Source organism: Streptomyces sp. AC1-42W (assembly GCF_003248355.1).
Taxonomy (GTDB): domain Bacteria; phylum Actinomycetota; class Actinomycetes; order Streptomycetales; family Streptomycetaceae; genus Streptomyces.
In genome coordinates, this window is record NZ_QKWY01000001.1 from 3098550 (window position 1) to 3114827 (window position 16278).

Annotated in this window: 15 protein-coding genes and 2 pseudogenes; 7 read left to right on the plus strand and 10 right to left on the minus strand. The window is 70.9% G+C overall.

All coding sequences use genetic code 11. From position 1 onward, the window contains the following. Nucleotides 1-21 precede the first annotated feature (21 nt). Nucleotides 22-1050 (minus strand): DMT family transporter, encoded by a 1029-nt coding sequence (locus DNK56_RS14335; RefSeq protein WP_111334079.1) that lies wholly within the window; start codon nucleotides 1048-1050, stop codon nucleotides 22-24. Nucleotides 1051-1088: 38 nt separating this feature from the next. Here DNK56_RS14335 and DNK56_RS14340 point away from each other — a divergent pair, with 38 nt between their 5' ends. Continuing rightward, a complete protein-coding gene (locus DNK56_RS14340; RefSeq protein ID WP_111334081.1) occupies nucleotides 1089-2003 on the plus strand; it encodes a LysR family transcriptional regulator in 915 nt (304 codons plus the stop codon). 156 nt (nucleotides 2004-2159) lie between these two features. Here the strand turns inward: DNK56_RS14340 and DNK56_RS14345 are convergent, their stop codons facing one another. Together DNK56_RS14345 and DNK56_RS14350 are read right to left on the minus strand one after the other, a co-directional pair. Further along, on the minus strand, nucleotides 2160-3761 hold the full coding sequence (locus DNK56_RS14345; protein WP_111334083.1) for an MDR family MFS transporter: 1602 nt from the start codon (nucleotides 3759-3761) through the stop codon (nucleotides 2160-2162). Nucleotides 3762-3870: 109 nt separating this feature from the next. Next, nucleotides 3871-4473, minus strand: a complete 603-nt coding sequence (locus DNK56_RS14350) for an acyl-CoA-like ligand-binding transcription factor (RefSeq protein ID WP_111334085.1) — start codon at nucleotides 4471-4473, stop codon at nucleotides 3871-3873. Between the two features lie 224 nt (nucleotides 4474-4697). Here DNK56_RS14350 and DNK56_RS14355 point away from each other — a divergent pair, with 224 nt between their 5' ends. Continuing rightward, nucleotides 4698-6086 carry an IS1380 family transposase gene (locus DNK56_RS14355; protein ID WP_111334087.1) on the plus strand — a complete coding sequence of 463 codons (1389 nt, stop codon included), beginning with the start codon at nucleotides 4698-4700 and terminating at the stop codon, nucleotides 6084-6086. 152 nt (nucleotides 6087-6238) lie between these two features. On the opposite strand, the gene DNK56_RS14360 is transcribed toward DNK56_RS14355, so the two are convergent. Continuing rightward, a complete protein-coding gene (locus DNK56_RS14360) occupies nucleotides 6239-6817 on the minus strand; it encodes a hypothetical protein (RefSeq protein ID WP_146610486.1) in 579 nt (192 codons plus the stop codon). A gap of 275 nt (nucleotides 6818-7092) precedes the next feature. On the opposite strand from DNK56_RS14360, the gene DNK56_RS34965 reads away from it, so the two are divergent. Further along, nucleotides 7093-7242: a hypothetical protein gene (locus DNK56_RS34965; RefSeq protein WP_158558524.1), complete on the plus strand. Its 150-nt coding sequence runs from the start codon at nucleotides 7093-7095 to the stop codon at nucleotides 7240-7242. 45 nt (nucleotides 7243-7287) lie between these two features. On the opposite strand, the gene DNK56_RS14365 is transcribed toward DNK56_RS34965, so the two are convergent. Next, nucleotides 7288-7719, minus strand: a complete 432-nt coding sequence (locus DNK56_RS14365; RefSeq protein ID WP_111334091.1) for a protein-tyrosine phosphatase family protein — start codon at nucleotides 7717-7719, stop codon at nucleotides 7288-7290. A gap of 161 nt (nucleotides 7720-7880) precedes the next feature. On the opposite strand from DNK56_RS14365, the pseudogene DNK56_RS36710 reads away from it, so the two are divergent. The 4 genes and pseudogenes from DNK56_RS36710 to DNK56_RS14390 all read left to right on the plus strand — a co-directional run. Next, nucleotides 7881-7991: pseudogene (locus DNK56_RS36710) on the plus strand (HipA family kinase); the annotation flags it as partial. A gap of 503 nt (nucleotides 7992-8494) precedes the next feature. Continuing rightward, nucleotides 8495-9402 (plus strand): annotated as a pseudogene (locus DNK56_RS14380) (IS3 family transposase); the annotation flags it as partial. Nucleotides 9403-9449: 47 nt separating this feature from the next. After that, nucleotides 9450-10847, plus strand: coding sequence for an IS30 family transposase (locus tag DNK56_RS14385; RefSeq protein WP_111334099.1), 1398 nt, complete (start codon nucleotides 9450-9452; stop codon nucleotides 10845-10847). Next, nucleotides 10831-11220: an LmbU family transcriptional regulator gene (locus DNK56_RS14390; protein WP_146610485.1), complete on the plus strand. Its 390-nt coding sequence runs from the start codon at nucleotides 10831-10833 to the stop codon at nucleotides 11218-11220. Before DNK56_RS14385 ends, DNK56_RS14390 begins: the two co-directional genes overlap by 17 nt. A gap of 135 nt (nucleotides 11221-11355) precedes the next feature. On the opposite strand, the gene acmI is transcribed toward DNK56_RS14390, so the two are convergent. From acmI to DNK56_RS14415, 5 genes are all read right to left on the minus strand, one after another. After that, entirely contained in the window at nucleotides 11356-12396 is a 1041-nt protein-coding gene (acmI, locus tag DNK56_RS14395; RefSeq protein WP_057667167.1) for a 3-hydroxy-D-kynurenine methyltransferase AcmI, read from the minus strand. Between the two features lie 71 nt (nucleotides 12397-12467). Further along, nucleotides 12468-13730, minus strand: a complete 1263-nt coding sequence (gene kynU, locus DNK56_RS14400; RefSeq protein ID WP_111334103.1) for a kynureninase — start codon at nucleotides 13728-13730, stop codon at nucleotides 12468-12470. 60 nt (nucleotides 13731-13790) lie between these two features. Then, complete coding sequence (locus tag DNK56_RS14405; RefSeq protein ID WP_111334105.1) at nucleotides 13791-14633, minus strand: tryptophan 2,3-dioxygenase; 843 nt, start codon at nucleotides 14631-14633, stop codon at nucleotides 13791-13793. Then, the gene (locus DNK56_RS14410; protein WP_057667171.1) at nucleotides 14630-15544 is read right to left on the minus strand and encodes an alpha/beta hydrolase; all 915 of its coding nucleotides are present in this window, start codon (nucleotides 15542-15544) and stop codon (nucleotides 14630-14632) included. Before DNK56_RS14410 ends, DNK56_RS14405 begins: the two co-directional genes overlap by 4 nt. A 34-nt stretch (nucleotides 15545-15578) precedes the next feature. Beyond that, complete coding sequence (locus DNK56_RS14415; RefSeq protein WP_111334106.1) at nucleotides 15579-16211, minus strand: DUF6875 domain-containing protein; 633 nt, start codon at nucleotides 16209-16211, stop codon at nucleotides 15579-15581. Between the last annotated feature and the right edge of the window lie 67 nt (nucleotides 16212-16278).

Genomic DNA, 16278 nt, shown 5'->3' on the forward strand with positions numbered 1-16278 from the left:
GGACCGGGCCCCGGCACCCCGTCACGCGGCGCGCGGTCTGCTCTGGGTCAGGGCGGCGCCGGCCAGGACGACGAGCGCGCCGACCGGGGTGTTCCAGCTCAGCTCCTCACCCAGCACGGCGACGCCGGCCGCCGTGGCGATGACCGGGATGAAGTAGGTGACCATCTGCGCGGTCGTCGGCCCGACCTCCTGGACCAGGCCGTACTGGAGCAGCACCGCGAGACCGGTGCCCAGCGCCCCGAGCGCGAGGACGGCCAGCGTCGGCAGCACCGGGAAGCCGCCGGGCATGCCGGTGAACAGCGGGGTGACGACCGCGAGTTGCACCGTCCCCAGGAAGAGCTGGCTGCCCGTGAGGGCGAGGGTGGACGCGTCGTTGCCGGCCAGTGTCCGGCGCACATAGATCCAGCCGATCGGGTAGCTGAGCGACGCCAACAGGGCCATGGCGGTCCCGCCGAAGTCCAGCCCGGAGAAGCCCTGCCAGGCCCCGAGCACCGTCAGCACGCCGAGGAAGCCGAGCCCGAGACCGGCGACCCGCCGCCGGGTCGGCCGGTCCTCGGACAGGGCGACGAGCGACAGCGCCATCCCCCACAGCGGCGACGTCGCGTTGCAGATGCCCGCCAGCGTCGACGGAATGGTCAGTTCCGCGTAGGCGAACAGGGAGAACGGCAGGGCGTTGAGGAAGAACGCCGCCACGGCCAGATGGCCCCAGGTGCGGGCGGAACGCGGCAGCCGCTCCCGCTTCACCGCCATCACCACCGCCAGCACGGCGGTCCCCGACACGAGCCGCCCGAACGTCACCTGGAACGGCGCGTACGCGTCGGTCCCCACCTTGATCAACAGAAAGCTGAAACCCCAGATGAGCGAGAGCGCCGCGAACCGCAGCCGCCAGTCCAGCGCCGGGCGCCGGGCGGGCGTGCCGGTGGCGGACGGTCCGGCGGTGGCCGGTGCCTCGGGCGGCGCGCCCGGGGGCACGGAGGACTCGGTGGCGGGCCGGGGTGCGGGCGGGGCGCTCATGAGGACCACGATGACCGGCCGGACTTCGTAGCACAAGTGAGATTTTGTGTGCGGTTTCACGTAGCATCGCTTACATGTTGAACCTGGAGCGCCTGCGCACCCTCGACGCCCTGGCCAGACTTGGTTCGGTCAGCGGCGCCGCCGAGGGACTGCACGTCACGACGTCGGCGGTCTCGCAGCAGATGGCGAAGCTGGAGCGCGAGGTGGGGCAGCAGCTCCTCGCCAGGAACGGACGCGGAGTGCGGCTCACGGACGCCGGACGGCTGCTCGCCGACCACGCGGCCCGCATCCTGTCACAGGTGGAGCTGGCCCAGTCCGACATCGAGGCCCAGCGCGGCGAGGTGGTGGGGGAGATCCGGCTCGGCGCGTTCCCCACGGCGGCGCGCGGCCTGTTCCCCTCGACGCTGCTCGCGCTGCGCGCCGGCCATCCCGAACTGCGGGTACGCACCCTGGAGCTGGAACCGGAGGACGGCATCCGGGCGGTGCTCAGGGGCGACATCGATCTGGCGGTCGTGCTGGACTGGAGCAACAAGCGGCTCCCCGTGCCCGGCGGACTGACCAGGGCGGAACTGCTCGACGACGCCCCGGACATCGCGATGCCGGCCGGTCACCCGCTGGCCGGGCGGTCCGAGGTGGACCTGGAGGACTTCGCCGACGACGACTGGGTGTCCTGGCCGGAGGGCGAGTTCTGCTACGACTGGCTGATGTTCACGCTCCGCTCCAAGGGCATCGAACCGCGCATCGCCCATCTCGCGGGCGAGCACCACACGCAGCTCGCGCTGATCGCCGCCGGCATGGGGGTGTGCGTGGCGCCCCGGCTGGGCCGGGGGCCGGTGCCGGACGGCGTACGGCTGGTGCCCGTCCGCCAGACGATGCGGCGGCACGTCCACGCGGTGTGGCGCTCCGACGCGGACCGGCGGCCCTCGATCAGGGCGGCCGTCGCGGCCCTGCGCGAGTCGGGCCGGAACGTGGGCGAGCAGGGCGGGTGAACCTTTTGAGGTTCCGCTAGCCGGGCGGACGGCGTTGCTTCAGAAGCGCGCCCTCGGACGCCCAGCGACCCGCGCGGGAAGTCCCGCCGCCGGAACAGCCCTGCGGGGCCCGCCCGCCCCCGGTGTGGGGGAGGACGGGCCCCGCAGGGGCCGCGCTCAGTGCGCCGGGGTGGCCGCGGCGGACTCGGCCGCCGCCGTCTCCTCCGCCAGACGCTCCATGCCGCTCTGCGTGCGCAGCGGCTTCTCCTTGATGAACAGCACCGCGATCAGCGCCAGGAAGGCGAACGGGGCGCCGATCAGGAAGACGTCCGCGGTGGCGACGCCGTACGCCTGCTCGACGATCTCGCGCGCCGGGGCGGGCAGCGTGCTCAGATCGGGGACGGTGCTCTCACCGCCGCCCGCCGGTTTGCCGAAGCCCTTCTCCAACTCCTGCGCCACCCGGTGGCCCAGGACGGCGCCGAGCGCGCTCGTACCGATGGCACCGCCGAGGCTGCGGAAGAACGACAGGACCGAGGTCGCCGCGCCCAGTTCGGAGGCGGGCACGTCGTTCTGCGCGGCCAGCACCAGGTTCTGCATCAGCATGCCGACGCCGACGCCGAGAACCACCATGTACACGCTGAGCAGGCCGAACGAGGAGTCGGCGCCGATCGTGGACAGCAGACCCATGCCCGCGGTCATGATGATGCCGCCCGCGATGAGGAAGCTCTTCCACTTGCCCCGCGCGGAGATGATCTGGCCGGCCACGGTCGTCGAGACCATCAGGCCGAGGATCATCGGCAGGCTCATCAGACCGGCGGTCGTCGGGGACTTGCCGAGCGAGATCTGGAAGTACTGGGAGAGGAACACCGTGCCGCCGAACATGGCGACACCGACGAGCAGGCTCGCGACCGTCGTCAGCGCCACCGTGCGGTTGCGGAAGATGTCGAGCGGGATGATCGGTTCCGGCACGCGCGACTCGACCCACACGGCGGTGCCCAGCAGGACCACACCGGCGGTCACGAGCGCGGCGGTCTGCCAGGACATCCAGTCGAAGCGGTTGCCGGCCAGGGTCACCCACAGCAGCAGCGCGCTGACGCCGCTCATGATGAGCACGGCACCGACGTAGTCGATCTTCACCTCGCGGCGGATCGTCGGCAGTTTGAGGGTGAGCTGGAGCAGCACGATGGCCAGCAGCGCGAACGGTACGCCGATGAAGAAGCACCAGCGCCAGCCCAGCCAGGAGGTGTCCACCAGGACGCCGCCGATGAGCGGCCCGGCGACCGTGCCCACGGCGAACACGGCGCCGAAGATGCCGGAGTAGCGGCCGAGTTCGCGCGGCGGGATGATCGCCGCCATCACGACCTGGGCGAGCGCGGTGAGCCCGCCCGCGCCGATGCCCTGCACGACACGGCTGACGATGAGTAGCCCGACGCTGTGCGAGAAGCCCGCGACGAGCGAGCCGACGACGAACATCGACAGCGACAGCTGGATGAGCAGCTTCTTGTCGTACAGGTCGGAGAGCTTGCCCCAGATCGGCACCGTCGCCGTCATGGCGAGGAGTTCGGCCGTGACGACCCAGGTGTACGAGGACTGGGTGCCGTGCAGGTCGGCGATGATCCTGGGCAGGGCGTTGGCGACGACGGTGGAGGCCAGGATCGCCACGAACATGCCGGCCATCAGGCCCGACATGGCCTGGAGTATCTGGCGCCGCGTCATGCCTGACGCGGCCTCCTCTTTCGGACCGGCCGGGCCGGTTTCGGGTGTGACGGCAGCGGTCATCGGCTGACGTTCCTCATTCTCTGGTGACTGGCTCCGCGACGGGTGGGGCCGCGCGGAGGGATGGTGCGGGGGTGGGTGAGCGGCCCGGCGCGGTACGCCGGGGGCGCGCTCAGGCCTTCAGACCGGCGGCCAGGGAGGCGAACGCCTCGCGGTACAGGCTCTGGAAGGTACGTGTACGGCCCGTGGCCACCCAGACCTCGACCGAGGCGCGCACCGCGGCCAGGGCGACATGGGCGAGGAGCCGGGGGTAGAGATCGGCCACGGGGTCCTGGCCGAGGCGCTCGGCGACGACGGCGATCATGGCCTTCTCGTCGGCGCCGCGGGCGGCCAGGAAGTTGGGCAGCAGCGCCGGGCTCTTGCGCAGCACGGCCGTCTGGAGCTCCCAGCGCTCGTGGTCCTCCTCGATGGAGGCGAGCTCCTGGGCGATGGCCTCGCTGAGGGCTTCGAGCGCGGTGAGGTGCTCCGGCGCGTTGAGCACGGCCCGCCGGGTCCGCTCGGCGCTCTCCGGGCCGGGACGCGTGATGGCGTCCTCCAGGCACGCGAAGTAGTTGAAGAACGTGCGCACGGAGACCCCGACGGCATCGGTGACCGCCTCGACGGTCACCTGCTCGAAGCCCCGCTCGGCGGCCATGCGCAGTGCCACGCCCGCCAGGGCGTCGCGCGTGGCGCGCTTCTTGCGCTCACGCAGCCCCAGGGGCGGGTCGTCGCTCATGAAGATGGATGCTATGCAATTTTGCAGCCCAGGCAAAATTTTAAACGGGGCCGCAGCGCCGGCCCGCGCACTCGGTGCCGGAGCGTGCGTGGGCGGCGCCTCAGCCTGGATCCACCGCGCGATAGTGGGTCTGTGGACGAGGAAATAAGAAGAGGTGCCTGCTGACCTGGGATGATGGGAGTTCCTAGGCTCTCATCAGTCCCACGAAGCAAGGCACCTCGTAAGTGAAAGTCTTCCACAGTCCGGCGGCGCTGTTCGCCGCGTTCGACGACCCCGACCTGATCGCGCATGCCGGGCTCATCCCCACGATCCGGCTGGCCGAGCGGTGCGGCCTGCCCGCCCTGGTGGCCGAGAAGGTGAAGCTCACCGGCGCCAAGAACGGTGCCGGGACGGCCGCCGACGCGAAGGCGCTGTCGATCGTGGGCGGGATGGTGGCCGGGGCGGACAGCATCGATGACCTGGATGTGCTGCGTCATGGTGGGCTGGCCCGGTTGTTCGGCGGGGTGCGTGCCCCGTCCACGCTGGGCACGTTCCTGCGCGCGTTCACCTGGGGGCACGTACGCCAACTGGAGTCCGCCGCCCGGGCGTTCACGTGCAATCTCGCCGCGCACACCGGCCTGGTCCCCACCGCGGACGAGGTGGTGTTCGTCGACATCGACTCCAAGGTCAAGCAGGTCTACGGCCCGGCCAAGCAGGGCGCCTCCTTCGGCTACACCAAACAGCGCGGCCTGCACTTCCAGATCGTCACCGTCAAGACGGGCACCTGCGCGCCGGTGATCGTGGCCACCAGGCTGCGCAAGGGCTCGGCGGGTTCCGGCAAGGGTGCGGCACGTCTGCTGCGCGAGGCCCTTGCGGTGGTGCGGGCGATGGGCATCACCGCACAGATCATCGTCCGCGCCGACTCCGCGTACTTCTCCCACAAGGTCGTCGACGTCTGCCGCAAGGCCGGCGCACGGTTCTCGCTCGCGGTCGCGGTCAGGAAGAAGATCCGCGAGGCCATCGCCACCGTTCCCGAGGACGCCTGGACACCGATCAAGTACGCCGCCGCCGTCTGGGACGCCGACGAGGAACGCTGGATCTCCGACGCGGAGATCGCCGAGGTCCCCTTCACCGCGTTCACCAGCAAGAAGAAGGCGTTCCACACCACCGCCCGGCTGATCGTGCGCCGGGTGAAGCGCCTGAACCCCAAGAGCGTGCCCGAGGGGCAGGCCCAGCTCTTCGGCGTCTGGCGTCACCACGTCATCTTCACCGACAGCCCCTTCGTCCTGGCCCAGGCCGAACCCATGCACCGCGAACACGCCGTCATCGAGCAGGTCTTCGCCGACCTGGAAAACTCCGCGCTCGCCCACCTGCCGTCGGGGAAGTTCACCGCGAACGCCGCCTGGCTCACCCTCGCAGCCACCGCCTACAACCTCACCCGCGCCAGCGGCCACCTCGCCTCCGCCTTCCACGCCAGGGCGAGGACCGGCACCATCCGACGCCACCTGATCAACATCCCCGCCCGGATCGCCACCGGCGCCCGCCGCGTCACCCTCCACCTGCCCGAACGCTGGCGCCGGGCCGACGACTTCACCGACCTGTGGACAGCCACCGGCCAGCGCATGCTCACCTGAACCACACGCTCGACCTGACCGCCCACGACCTGGAAGAACCTCGGAGACCCCGCACCGGACGGCCACCCGGCCCATCGCGCTGCCCGCACCCCGAAAGATCACCCCGAGCCCGCCCGATACCGAAGATCAGAATTCACGCGGTGGATCGAGGCTCAGTAGCCGTACTGGTACGGCGGACACACCACGCCCTCCAGGACGAGCCCGCTGATCTCCTGGGCCGGGGGCTGCTCGCGCTCGGGGGTGAGCTGCGACTCCCACTCCGCCCAGCTCTCCGTCATCCCCTGCCCGGCCGGCTGCTCGCGCGGCTGCGGGTGCGGGTGCGGGTGCGCCTGGGGCTGGGGCTGTGATTGGGTCTGGGGCGTGCGCCCCGCCGGGCGCGGCGGGGCGCCGTCGGCCTGCTTGCGGTGGCGGCCCCTGCTCGTCGGGGTGCCGTCGCCCCGCAGGATGCCCTGCGTGGACAAATCCTTCAGCCGGGTCACGACGCTCGCCACGTCCATACCGAGCCGCGCCGCGAGCGCGTGCAGGTCCACGCCCTCCCGCCAGCCGGCGCTCAGCGCGGCGTCCAGTTCCTCGGACCACACCGTCCCGGTGCCCTCGGTTCCGGCCGCCGGAGCGTTGAGCAGATGGTCGGCGGCGGACCGGGCGGTCTCCACGCCCACCTCGCGCCGCGCCGACCTCACCTCCCGCGCCTGCAGTCCCAGCAGATCGGCGACGGACCTGTCACGACCCACCGTGACAGCGAAAGCGGCCAGCGACCGGCTACGGTGCATCTGTGCCTCACGCAAGGCGGCTTCCGCGAATCTGACTTGTTCGTCATGCAAACAGAATTCCTCTGCCAGAACCTTGTGGTGACTCCAGGACTCCTGTGGATTCATGCCCGAAACAACGTTTTTTCCTGGCATATCGTCCTGGCCGATGGCGGATCTTCACCCATACGTGGGGTTCTCGGTGAGGGAGGACGACGGGGGCGGGGTGCCGGGCACCGTCGAATCTCGGCCATGGGCCCATGACGAACCGCATATCGCCCGCTCTCGCCCTCGCCGCCACGATCGCGGCAGGCCTCCTGACCCTGGCCGCAGCCCCCTCCGCCTACGGGACGAACGCGAACTACGTCACGGCCCTGCGGACGTGCGACCCGGCGGCGATGGCGTCGTGACCACAGTCCGGGGCGACGCGGCGGTTCCCGCTCCGGCCGGGGCCGCTACGCGGCGTCGAAGCGCAGCACGAATCGGCGCTGCCAGGGCGTCTCCACGGCGCGGGGGTGGTAGTGCCGGCGGACGAACGCGACGGCTTGGTCCGGCGGAACCCCGTCGAGGACGGCCATGCAGGCCAAGGCGGTCCCCGTCCGGCCCCGCCCGCCTCCGCAGGCGACCTCGACGCGCTCGTTCCCCGCCCGCTCCAACGCCTCCCGCAGCACCTCTTGGGCCTGCCTGCGATCCCGGGGAAGGCGGAAGTCGGGCCACGGCAGCCATCGCGCCTCCCACTCGGTCGGCGGGGGCTGCTTGCCGAGCAGATAGACCGCGAACGACGGCACGGGCCCCGAAGGCAGCGGGTATCGCAGACCCCGGCCACGCACGAGCGCACCCGAAGGTAACCGCAGGATTCCGTCCGTGGTGTCCCATCCCTCACTCATACGAGCACCCTATACAGGGCACGATCACGGCCTGCCCGGCATGGCTGACCCGCGGACCCGCCACCACCGGCACCCGCCCGAGCGCCGTCGCCCGGCCGATCACCCTTGCTTACGATGTGTTGCGTGGATCGTGAGGCTGAAGAGATGGGTGGCCCGGGAAAGTGTTGCAAGAGGTTGTAGCGACTCGCTATGTCACGCCCCTGCGTGAAGGCGGCTCGCTCCCCGGGATCGTCGAGGCCGACGATCTCGGTACGTACGTCATGAAGTTGTCTACCTGATGGCGCTGACCTGCGGTTTCGAGGTTCTGTGGGCCTCTGAACTGCAGGGACGCGTCTTTCGGTGTCTTTCAGCTTGGTACTGCGTTATGCAGCCGATTCTCCCCACGCACTCCCCAAGCCTTCGAATACTCCCCAGATTCTCCCCAGAGGATCCTGTGCCGGGCGCACTGTGACACGGGGAGGGCCGGTCTTCCTGCGGCTGTAGGACCAGCACGTTGAGTGACCACGGCGCGCTTTGGCCGCCCACGCTAGCGGCTGACCGAGATGGGATTGAGGGGCAGATGCCGGCGGCGGTCGGTCCCACATGGCACAGGTTGTGAATCGTGTCTTGTGGGGTCTCGGGCGGCCCAGGTGAGCCGTATAAGGCCAGTTCAGGCCCTTGCTGTCCAGGCACGTCGACTCTGTTGGTGAGATGTGTGTGAGAGAAAACGGGGCCTTGACCCCTGATGTTGGACACACGAGACACTGGATCCTGAGGAACTGAGAACGGACATCTCGTGGTCATGAAGAACTACCCGCCGCAGTTCAAGGAGGACGCGGTCGCGCTCTACGAGTCGAGGCCGGAAGCGACGATCAGGTCGGTCGCAGCCGATCTGGGGATCAACCCGGAGACACTGCGGAACTGGGTGAGGGCAGCAGGGGTGAGCCGTCCCCGAGGACGGCGGACGCAGGAGCCGGCCCAGCCGCCGGCCCCGCTGGAGGCGGAGAACGCCGCCTTGCGGAAGAAGGTCCGTGAGCTGGAGGAGGAAGGCGAGATCCTGCGCAAAGCGGCGAAGTATTTCGCCGGGGAGACGCGCTGGTGAACCGCTTCCAGTGCGTCGCCGACCTCCAGCGCCGTCACGGCGTGAAGCGGCTCTGCAGCATCCTCGGCGTCAGCCGCTCGAGCTTCTACTACTGGCGGCGGACGGCAGCGGACCGGGCCGCCCGGCAGGTGACCGACGCCCGCCTCGCCGCCCGGATACGGGCGGTGCACCAGGAATCGGACGGCACCTACGGAGCCCCCAGGATCACCGCCGAGCTCCGCGAGGAGAACGGTGAGGCCGTCAACCACAAGCGCGTCGCCAGGATCATTCGGGCGTCCGGGATCGAAGGGGTCCGGTTGCGCCGTCGGCACCGCACCACCGTCCCCGACCCGGCAGCGGCCAAGGCCCCGGACCGGATCAGCCGCGACTTCACCGCGGACAGGCCGAACACGAAGTACGTCGGCGACATCACCTACCTGCCCCTCGAGGGCGGGAAGTTCTGCTACCTGGCGACCGTCATCGACCTCGCCTCACGCCGTCTGGCCGGCTGGGCGATCGCCGGCCACGTGCGCGCGGACCTGGTGACCGACGCCCTGGCCGCAGCGGTCCACACCTGCGGCAGTCTCGCCGGATCGATCATGCACACCGACCACGGAGCTCAGGACGGATTCAACTGATCGTCGCAACACCTTGATCGGGAGGTGGAGCGATGGGCTCTGTGGAGCGGCACAAGCAGGTTCGTGCGTATCGGGGGTTGATGCCGTCGCCGGGCAGGCCGTCGGTGGCCTGGCGTGAGGACAGGGTCAGGTTCTGGACGGCGATCGCTCGGGGTGCCAAGACAGAGGATGCGTGCAGTGCTGCCAGGGTGTCCGGGCCTGTGGGATTCCGCTGGTTCCGGCACGCTGGCGGCGTGAATCCGTGTCTTCCTGATGAGGTGTCCGGGCGCTACCTGTCGTTTCCCGAACGGGAGGACATCGCCGTCTGGCATGCCCAGGGCGCCGGCGTCCGCGAGATCGCCCGCAGGCTCGGACGGGCGCCGTCGACGGTCTCCCGTGAGCTGCGGCGCAATGCCTCTACCCGGACCTACAAGCTGGACTACCGGGCCTCGACCGCGCAGTGGCACGCTGAACGCCGGGCCCGGCGCCCGAAGACGGCCAAGCTCGTGGGCAATCCGAGGCTGCGAGCCTACGTCCAGGCCCGGCTGTCTGGGGACGTCACCGACGCCGGAGGCCATCGTGTGGGCCCAAAGGGCCCGGCCTGGAAGGGGCGCAACAAACCGCACCGCGGCGACAGAGGCTGGGTGACAGCATGGAGCCCGGAGCAGATCGCGCGACGCCTGCCGGTCGAGTTCCCCGACGATGAGGACATGCGCATCAGTCACGAGGCGATCTACCAGGCGCTCTACGTCGAGGGACGTGGTGCGCTGAAACGCGAGCTGGTGGCCTGCCTGCGCACCGGACGGGCGCTGCGTGTTCCCCGGGCACGCAGCCGGCAGAAGGCGTGGGCCCACGTCACCGACAAGGTCCTCCTCAGCGAGCGTCCCGCCGAGGCCGAGGACCGCGCCGTTCCCGGGCACTGGGAGGGCGACCTCATCATCGGGCTGAAACGCTCGGCGATCGGGACTCTCGTCGAGCGCACCACCAGGTTCACCATACTGGTCCACCTGCCGCGCGAGGAGGGCTACGGTGTGGTCCCGCGCACGAAGAACGGACCCGCTCTGGCCGGATACGGCGCCATCACGATGAAGAACGCCCTGGCCAGGACGATGACCACACTGCCTGAGCAACTCCGGCGGTCTCTCACCTGGGACCGCGGCAAGGAGTTGTCCGCGCACGCCGCCTTCACGGTCGAGACCGGCATCCCTGTCTACTTCGCCGACCCCCACAGCCCCTGGCAACGCGGGACCAACGAGAACACCAACGGCCTACTACGTCAGTACTTCCCCAAGGGCACCGACTTGTCCCGCTGGAACAGCGAAGAGCTCCTGGCCGTCGCGGCGGTCTTCAACAACCGGCCCCGGAAAACCCTCGGGTGGCGAACCCCGGCTGAAGTGTTCACCAAGCAGCTACGATCGGTCCCACCAGCCAGCGTTGCGACGACCGGTTGAATCCGTCGGGCTCGACTACCAGACTCTGCGCAACTATGCCTGGGTGGCCCGGCGTTTCGAACTCCGGCGCCGCCGCGAGGCGCTCAGTTTCGGCCACCACGCCGAAGTGGCCTCGCTGTCCCCCGCCGAGGCGGACGCCTGGCTCGATCGCGCCGAGCAGCACGGCTGGTCCCGCAACCAGCTCCGGCTCCAACTGCGGGAGAGCCGCCGGGGAGTCCGGGAGCCCCGGCCGGGATCGGCCAGCCTGCCCCGGATCAGCGTGAACCGTGATCGGGTGGAGCACTGGCGCCACGCGGCGTCCAGGGTCGACCTGGACTTCGAGGACTGGGTCCTCGCCGCCCTCGACCGCGCCGCCGCGCACGAAGTCGGCTGAGTCGGGCGATGGACCGCGCCACACCGTCACCCCGGAGGGCGGCTGAGCCGATCCGGATCCGGACGGGCTCCTCGGTGCTGCCGGGGAGCCCGTCCGCCGTTCACGGCCTTGATGACGCCGGGAGCGGAGGAGGCGTCACTTGACCGCGCTGATCACGCCGTGCGGCGTCCACCGGCCGCCGGGCAGCCGCTGGAAGCCGGTGAACCCGGCCGCGGTGAACCACTCCTCGTACTGGCCCCAGGGGTAGATGGTGCTGCTCGCGGCGGGCAGGGTGGCGAAGTAGACGTTGTCCAGCGCCGCGTACAGCGGGCCGTCGCCGGAGTCGTCGGACATGGCGTTGAAGACCAGCACCCGGCCGCCGTCGGGCAGCGCCCGGTGGGCCTTGCGGAGCAGCGTCAGGTTCTCCTCCGGCGACCAGATCACCAGCTGGTTGGCGAACAGCACGCAGTCGTGCCCGGACGGGTAGGTGTCGGTGAAGATGTCGGCCGCCAGCACGGTGATCCGGTCGGTGAGGCCGTTCTCGGCGATCTTCTTGCGGGCGATCCCGACCGTGCCGGGCAGATCGAGCACGGTGAACTCGACCCCGGGGTTGGCCCGGGCGAGGGCGATCGCGTTCACGCCGTCGCCGCCGCCGACGTCCAGCACCCGGCGCACACCGGTCAGGTCGGCCTGCTCGACCAGGATCGGGTTCGAGAGCCGCGACCACGAGCGCATGCAGCGGTAGAAGAGCTGCTCCAGCTCGGGGTTGGCGCACAGCCGGTGGTACAGGTCGGTGCCGGTGCCCTCGATCCGGCGCAGGCCGACGTTGGTGTTGGCGCGCAGCGACTCGGTGAAGTCCACCTCGGCCGGTCGGACGATCTGCTCCTCGTAGGCGACCAGGTCCTCCATGATCTCCCACGTCCCGTCGGCGATCATGCCGCCCAGCAGGGCCGCGTTGCGGTAGCGCCCGTCCTGGCGCACCGTCAGGCCGAGGGAGGTGGTGCCGAGCAGGAGGATCTGCACCGGGCGGGCCTCCAGGCCCAGTTCCCGGCCGATCTCCTCGGGGTCGAGATCGGGCCGGGCGTCGAGCAGCGCGAACAGGCCGAGGTTGCAGCCGGCGTTGAGCATCTGGAAGGCCGAGGATCCGAAGAGGATCCGGACCAGGTCCTCGGTGCCGAAGGGGCGGACGTCTGCCATGGGTACTCCGTATCGGGTCAGTATCGGGTCAGCGACGGGGCTGGGGGGAAGGCTGAGCACAGGCCGGGGGGTCAGGTCACCCGTGCCAGTTCGGCCGGCCGGGACAGGTGGGCGCCGCGCGCCACGACCTCGCGCAGGCGGTGCACGGCGTCCCAGACCTCGGTGAAGCCGGTGTACAGCGGGGACGGGCCGATCCGCAGCCGGTCCGGGACGCGGTAGTCGCAGACCACCCGGGCGTCCGAGGCGAGCGTCTGGCAGATCCGCCAGGCGTCGGGGTGGTGCAGGGACACGTGCGAGCCGCACTGTTCGGGCCGCGCCGGCGAGGCCGGCCGGAAGCCGAGCGGTGTCAGCCACTCCTCGGCGAGGTCGGTCACCAACTGGCCCAGCAGCAGCCCCTTGGCGCGGATCCGCTCGACCCCGGCCTCCTCGACCAGCGCCAGCGCCGGGTCGATCGCCGCCAGCGACAGCAGCGGCGGGGTGCTCACCAGGAAGCGCTCGATCGAGGGCACCGGGTCGTAGTCGGGGCCCATGTGGAACATGTCGCGCTGCCCGTACCAGCCCCAGATCGGCTGGCGCAGCGCGGCCTGAAGTTCCCGGCGCACGTACAGGAAGGCAGGCGAACCCGGGCCGCCGTTGAGGTACTTGTAGGTGCAGCCGACCGCGAGGTCCGCGCTGGTCGCGGCCAGTTCGACCGGGACGGCGCCGGCCGCGTGGGAGAGGTCCCACAGCACCCGCGCACCGGCCGCGCGGGCCAGCTCGTTCACCGCCGCCATGTCCAGCAGGGCGCCGCTGCGGTAGGACACCAGCGACAGCACCACCAGGGCGACGTCTCCGTCGAGGGCCGAGCGCAGCACGTCCAGGGACAGGCCGCCGTCCAGGTCGGAGCGCAGCCGGCGCAGCCGCAGCCCGCGCTGCTCGGCCAGGCCCTGCAGGACGTAGCGGTTGGTGGGGAAGTCCTCGGCGTCCATCAGGACGGTGCCCCGGTCGGGGGCGGCGTCCAGGGCGGCGGCGGCCAGCTTGAACAGGTTGACCGAGGTGGAGTCGGAAATCACCACCTCGCCGGGGCGCGCCCCGAGCACGTGCTCGGCGAGCCGGTCGCCCAACCGCGAGCCCCAGTCGATCCAGCTCTCCCAGGACCTCACCAGGCCGTCGCCCCAGCCCTGTTCGACCACGCCGCGGAGCAGCTCCGGGGTGGCCGCGGGCAGTCGGCCCAGCGAGTTGCCGTCCAGGTAGATCAGCTCGGGATCGGTGGCCACGAACCGGCCTCGGAACGCGGCCAGCGGATCGTCCGCGTCCAGCCGTTCGGCCGCCTCACGGGTTGTCCCGCCGTTCATCGGTCGCCTCGTCTCTCTTGTGTCTCTCGTGCTGTGATCGGGTTTTCGGGTCGTGGGGGATCAGATCTCCGAGCGCACCGACCACAGTTCCGGGAAGAACCGGTGCTCGCTGATCCCGGACAGCCAGGACACCCCGGAGGTGCCGCCGGTGCCCGGTTTGGCGCCCAGCATCCGCTGGACGGTGACCAGGTGGGTGTAGCGCCAGCGGGCGAACTGGTCCGCGAGGTCCATCAGCGCCTCGGCGAGGAGGTGGAGGTCGCGGTGGCCGGTCGGATCCCGGTAGACCGCCAGCCAGGCCGCCTCGACCTCGGCGCCGGACCGGTACGGCGCCGCCGGATCGGCCGGGCCGCCCTGCTGACCCGCCGCCAGCAGACCGCGCCGGGTCAGCAGGGCGAGCGCCTCGTCGTACAGGCTCGGCTCGTGGAGCTGGGCCAGCACCTCCTGGTACGCGGGGGAGTCGCGGTGCGGCTCAACCATCGCCGGGTTCTTGTTGCCGAGCAGGAACTCCAGCCGCCGGTAGCCCACCGACTGGAAGCCGGAGGCCGTCCCGAGGACGTCCCGGAACTCGGCGAACTCCACCGGCGACAGCACGGCGAAGGTCTCCCAGCTCACCAGCAGCACCTGCTGCACCCGGCCGGCCCGGCGCAGCGTCCACAGTGCGTCGTCCAGCCCGTCGTTGCGCAACTGGTCGCGGGCGGTGGTGAGTTCGGTGTGCAGGAGTTTGAACAGCAGCTCCTTCACCTGGCTCATGATGATGAAGCCGGGTTCGGTGTCCGCCGTGCTGAGCGGGTGCTGGAGGGACAGCAGGGAGTTCATCCGCGCGTACTGGGCGTACGGCGCGAAGGCGTCGTCCGGTGCGGCGCCGGAGAAGGGACACCCCGTGGCTTCCTGTTCGACGGTCATGCGGTCGCCTCCTCCGGTTCCAACTGCTCTTCCGCTCCCGGCTGTTCTGCCAGGCCCAGCTGTGCGAGCACGGCGTCGCCGAGCCCCGTCCCCCGGACGCCCAGGTCGTACGGGAGGTCGAAGTGGTCGCGCCGCTCGGCCACGACCTCCGTCACCGCCGCCCGCGCACGCAGCGCCGCCACCATCTGCTCGTGCTGGCGGACGTACTCCTCGGTCTCGTTGTCACCACGGGCCACCACCAGCGGGGGCAGCCGGGGCGGCAGCCGGAGCAGCGGGCTGTTGCGCCGGGCCCCGGCCCCGTCCAGCCGCAGCGCGTCGTTGACGTACGACAGTTGGACCGGCTCCAGGTCATAGATCCCGCTTAGCAGGACGGCTCCGGCGATCCGGCCGGACGTGTCCGGGCCGTCGTCGGGGTGGGGCAGCAGCGCCATCGCGGCCAGGTGGGCGCCGGCGGAGGTGCCGCACAGGTGCAGCCGGTCCGGGGCGAAGCCCAGCGCGTCCGCGTGCCGCAGCAGCCAGGCGACGCTGCGCCGCACCATGCCGGCCATCGCCTCCAGCGGGGTGTCCGGCGCCAGCCCGTACTCGACCACGGCGACGGCCGCGCCGGCGGCGAGCAGGGCCGGCACCGCGAAGGCGGACTCGGCCCGGCCCAGCGCCTGCCAGTTGCCGCCGTGGACGAAGACCAGCAGCGGCGCATCGCTGCGGCCCGTCGCGGGGAAGTAGTCGAGCAGCTCCGCCGGGTGCGGGCCGTACGCGAGCCCGGCCCGCACCGGGTGGCGGCGCCGGGCGTCGGCGCTTATCCGCCGGTAGTCGTCCAGGTACGCCTGGAGGCTGGGCACCGTGGTGCTCGGCGAGTACTGCCGGTCGAGGGTGGCCCGGTCCATGCCGCGGTACACGGCGGCGCCGGTCATCGGGCAGCCCCGCGAGGTTCCTGGTGCATCCCGGTCAGCCCCTCACACCGTGGCGGGCGCAGGCCCGCTCGTACATCTCGGCCAGCAGCGGGTCGACGCCGTTGGCGGAGGTGCGGTAGCGGGGCCCGAAGCGGCGGGCGTACTCCTCGAACCAGTCCCGCCGGTTCGACAGGAACAGCACGTCGTGGATGGCCATGGAGCGCACCGCGACCGTCGGTACCGGGGCCCAGCTGACCTCGAAGAGCGGGTTGAGGGCGGCCTTCTCGGCGCAGCGCTCATGGAACTGTCCGATCATCAGCCCGCGTCGGACGCTCTCGTGCTTCAGCAGCGCGTGCGCCTCGTCCAGCAGGTGCAGGTGCTCGGGCGGCAGGTCGGGCAGCACCAGCAGCAGCGAGCGCAGGTTCGGATTGCCGGACTTCCAGTCCACCTCGCTGAACTCGTCCAGGCCGCAGCGGACGATCTCGTTGAGCAGCGTCTGGCTCGGGGTCGGCCCGACCAGCCGGACCCGGACCTCCAGCGCGCCGGCCCGCTGGGCCGGCTCGACGAACGGGCACACCGGCCCGGGGCGTCCGAGCTCCTCGTGCGGTCGACAGATGTAGTCGCTCAACCAACCGTCGACAACCTCCAGAGCCTTCTCCAGGTCGACGGAGAGCACATCGGTCAGCATCGTTGTCAGTCCTCGCTGGTCAGTCCTGGTGGGACGCGGATGAGAGGTGCCTCGCGCTGCCGGCCGG

Coding starts and splice junctions, on each gene's coding strand:
- DNK56_RS14340 (WP_111334081.1), top strand. CDS start 1,089: ATGTTGAACCTGGAGCGCCTGCGCACCCTCGACGCCCTGGCCAGACTT.
- DNK56_RS14345 (WP_111334083.1), bottom strand. CDS start 3,761: ATGACCGCTGCCGTCACACCCGAAACCGGCCCGGCCGGTCCGAAAGAG.
- DNK56_RS14350 (WP_111334085.1), bottom strand. CDS start 4,473: ATGAGCGACGACCCGCCCCTGGGGCTGCGTGAGCGCAAGAAGCGCGCC.
- DNK56_RS34965 (WP_158558524.1), top strand. CDS start 7,093: ATGACGAACCGCATATCGCCCGCTCTCGCCCTCGCCGCCACGATCGCG.
- DNK56_RS14365 (WP_111334091.1), bottom strand. CDS start 7,719: ATGAGTGAGGGATGGGACACCACGGACGGAATCCTGCGGTTACCTTCG.
- DNK56_RS14385 (WP_111334099.1), top strand. CDS start 9,450: ATGGGCTCTGTGGAGCGGCACAAGCAGGTTCGTGCGTATCGGGGGTTG.
- acmI (WP_057667167.1), bottom strand. CDS start 12,396: ATGGCAGACGTCCGCCCCTTCGGCACCGAGGACCTGGTCCGGATCCTC.
- kynU (WP_111334103.1), bottom strand. CDS start 13,730: ATGAACGGCGGGACAACCCGTGAGGCGGCCGAACGGCTGGACGCGGAC.
- DNK56_RS14405 (WP_111334105.1), bottom strand. CDS start 14,633: ATGACCGTCGAACAGGAAGCCACGGGGTGTCCCTTCTCCGGCGCCGCA.
- DNK56_RS14410 (WP_057667171.1), bottom strand. CDS start 15,544: ATGACCGGCGCCGCCGTGTACCGCGGCATGGACCGGGCCACCCTCGAC.
- DNK56_RS14415 (WP_111334106.1), bottom strand. CDS start 16,211: ATGCTGACCGATGTGCTCTCCGTCGACCTGGAGAAGGCTCTGGAGGTT.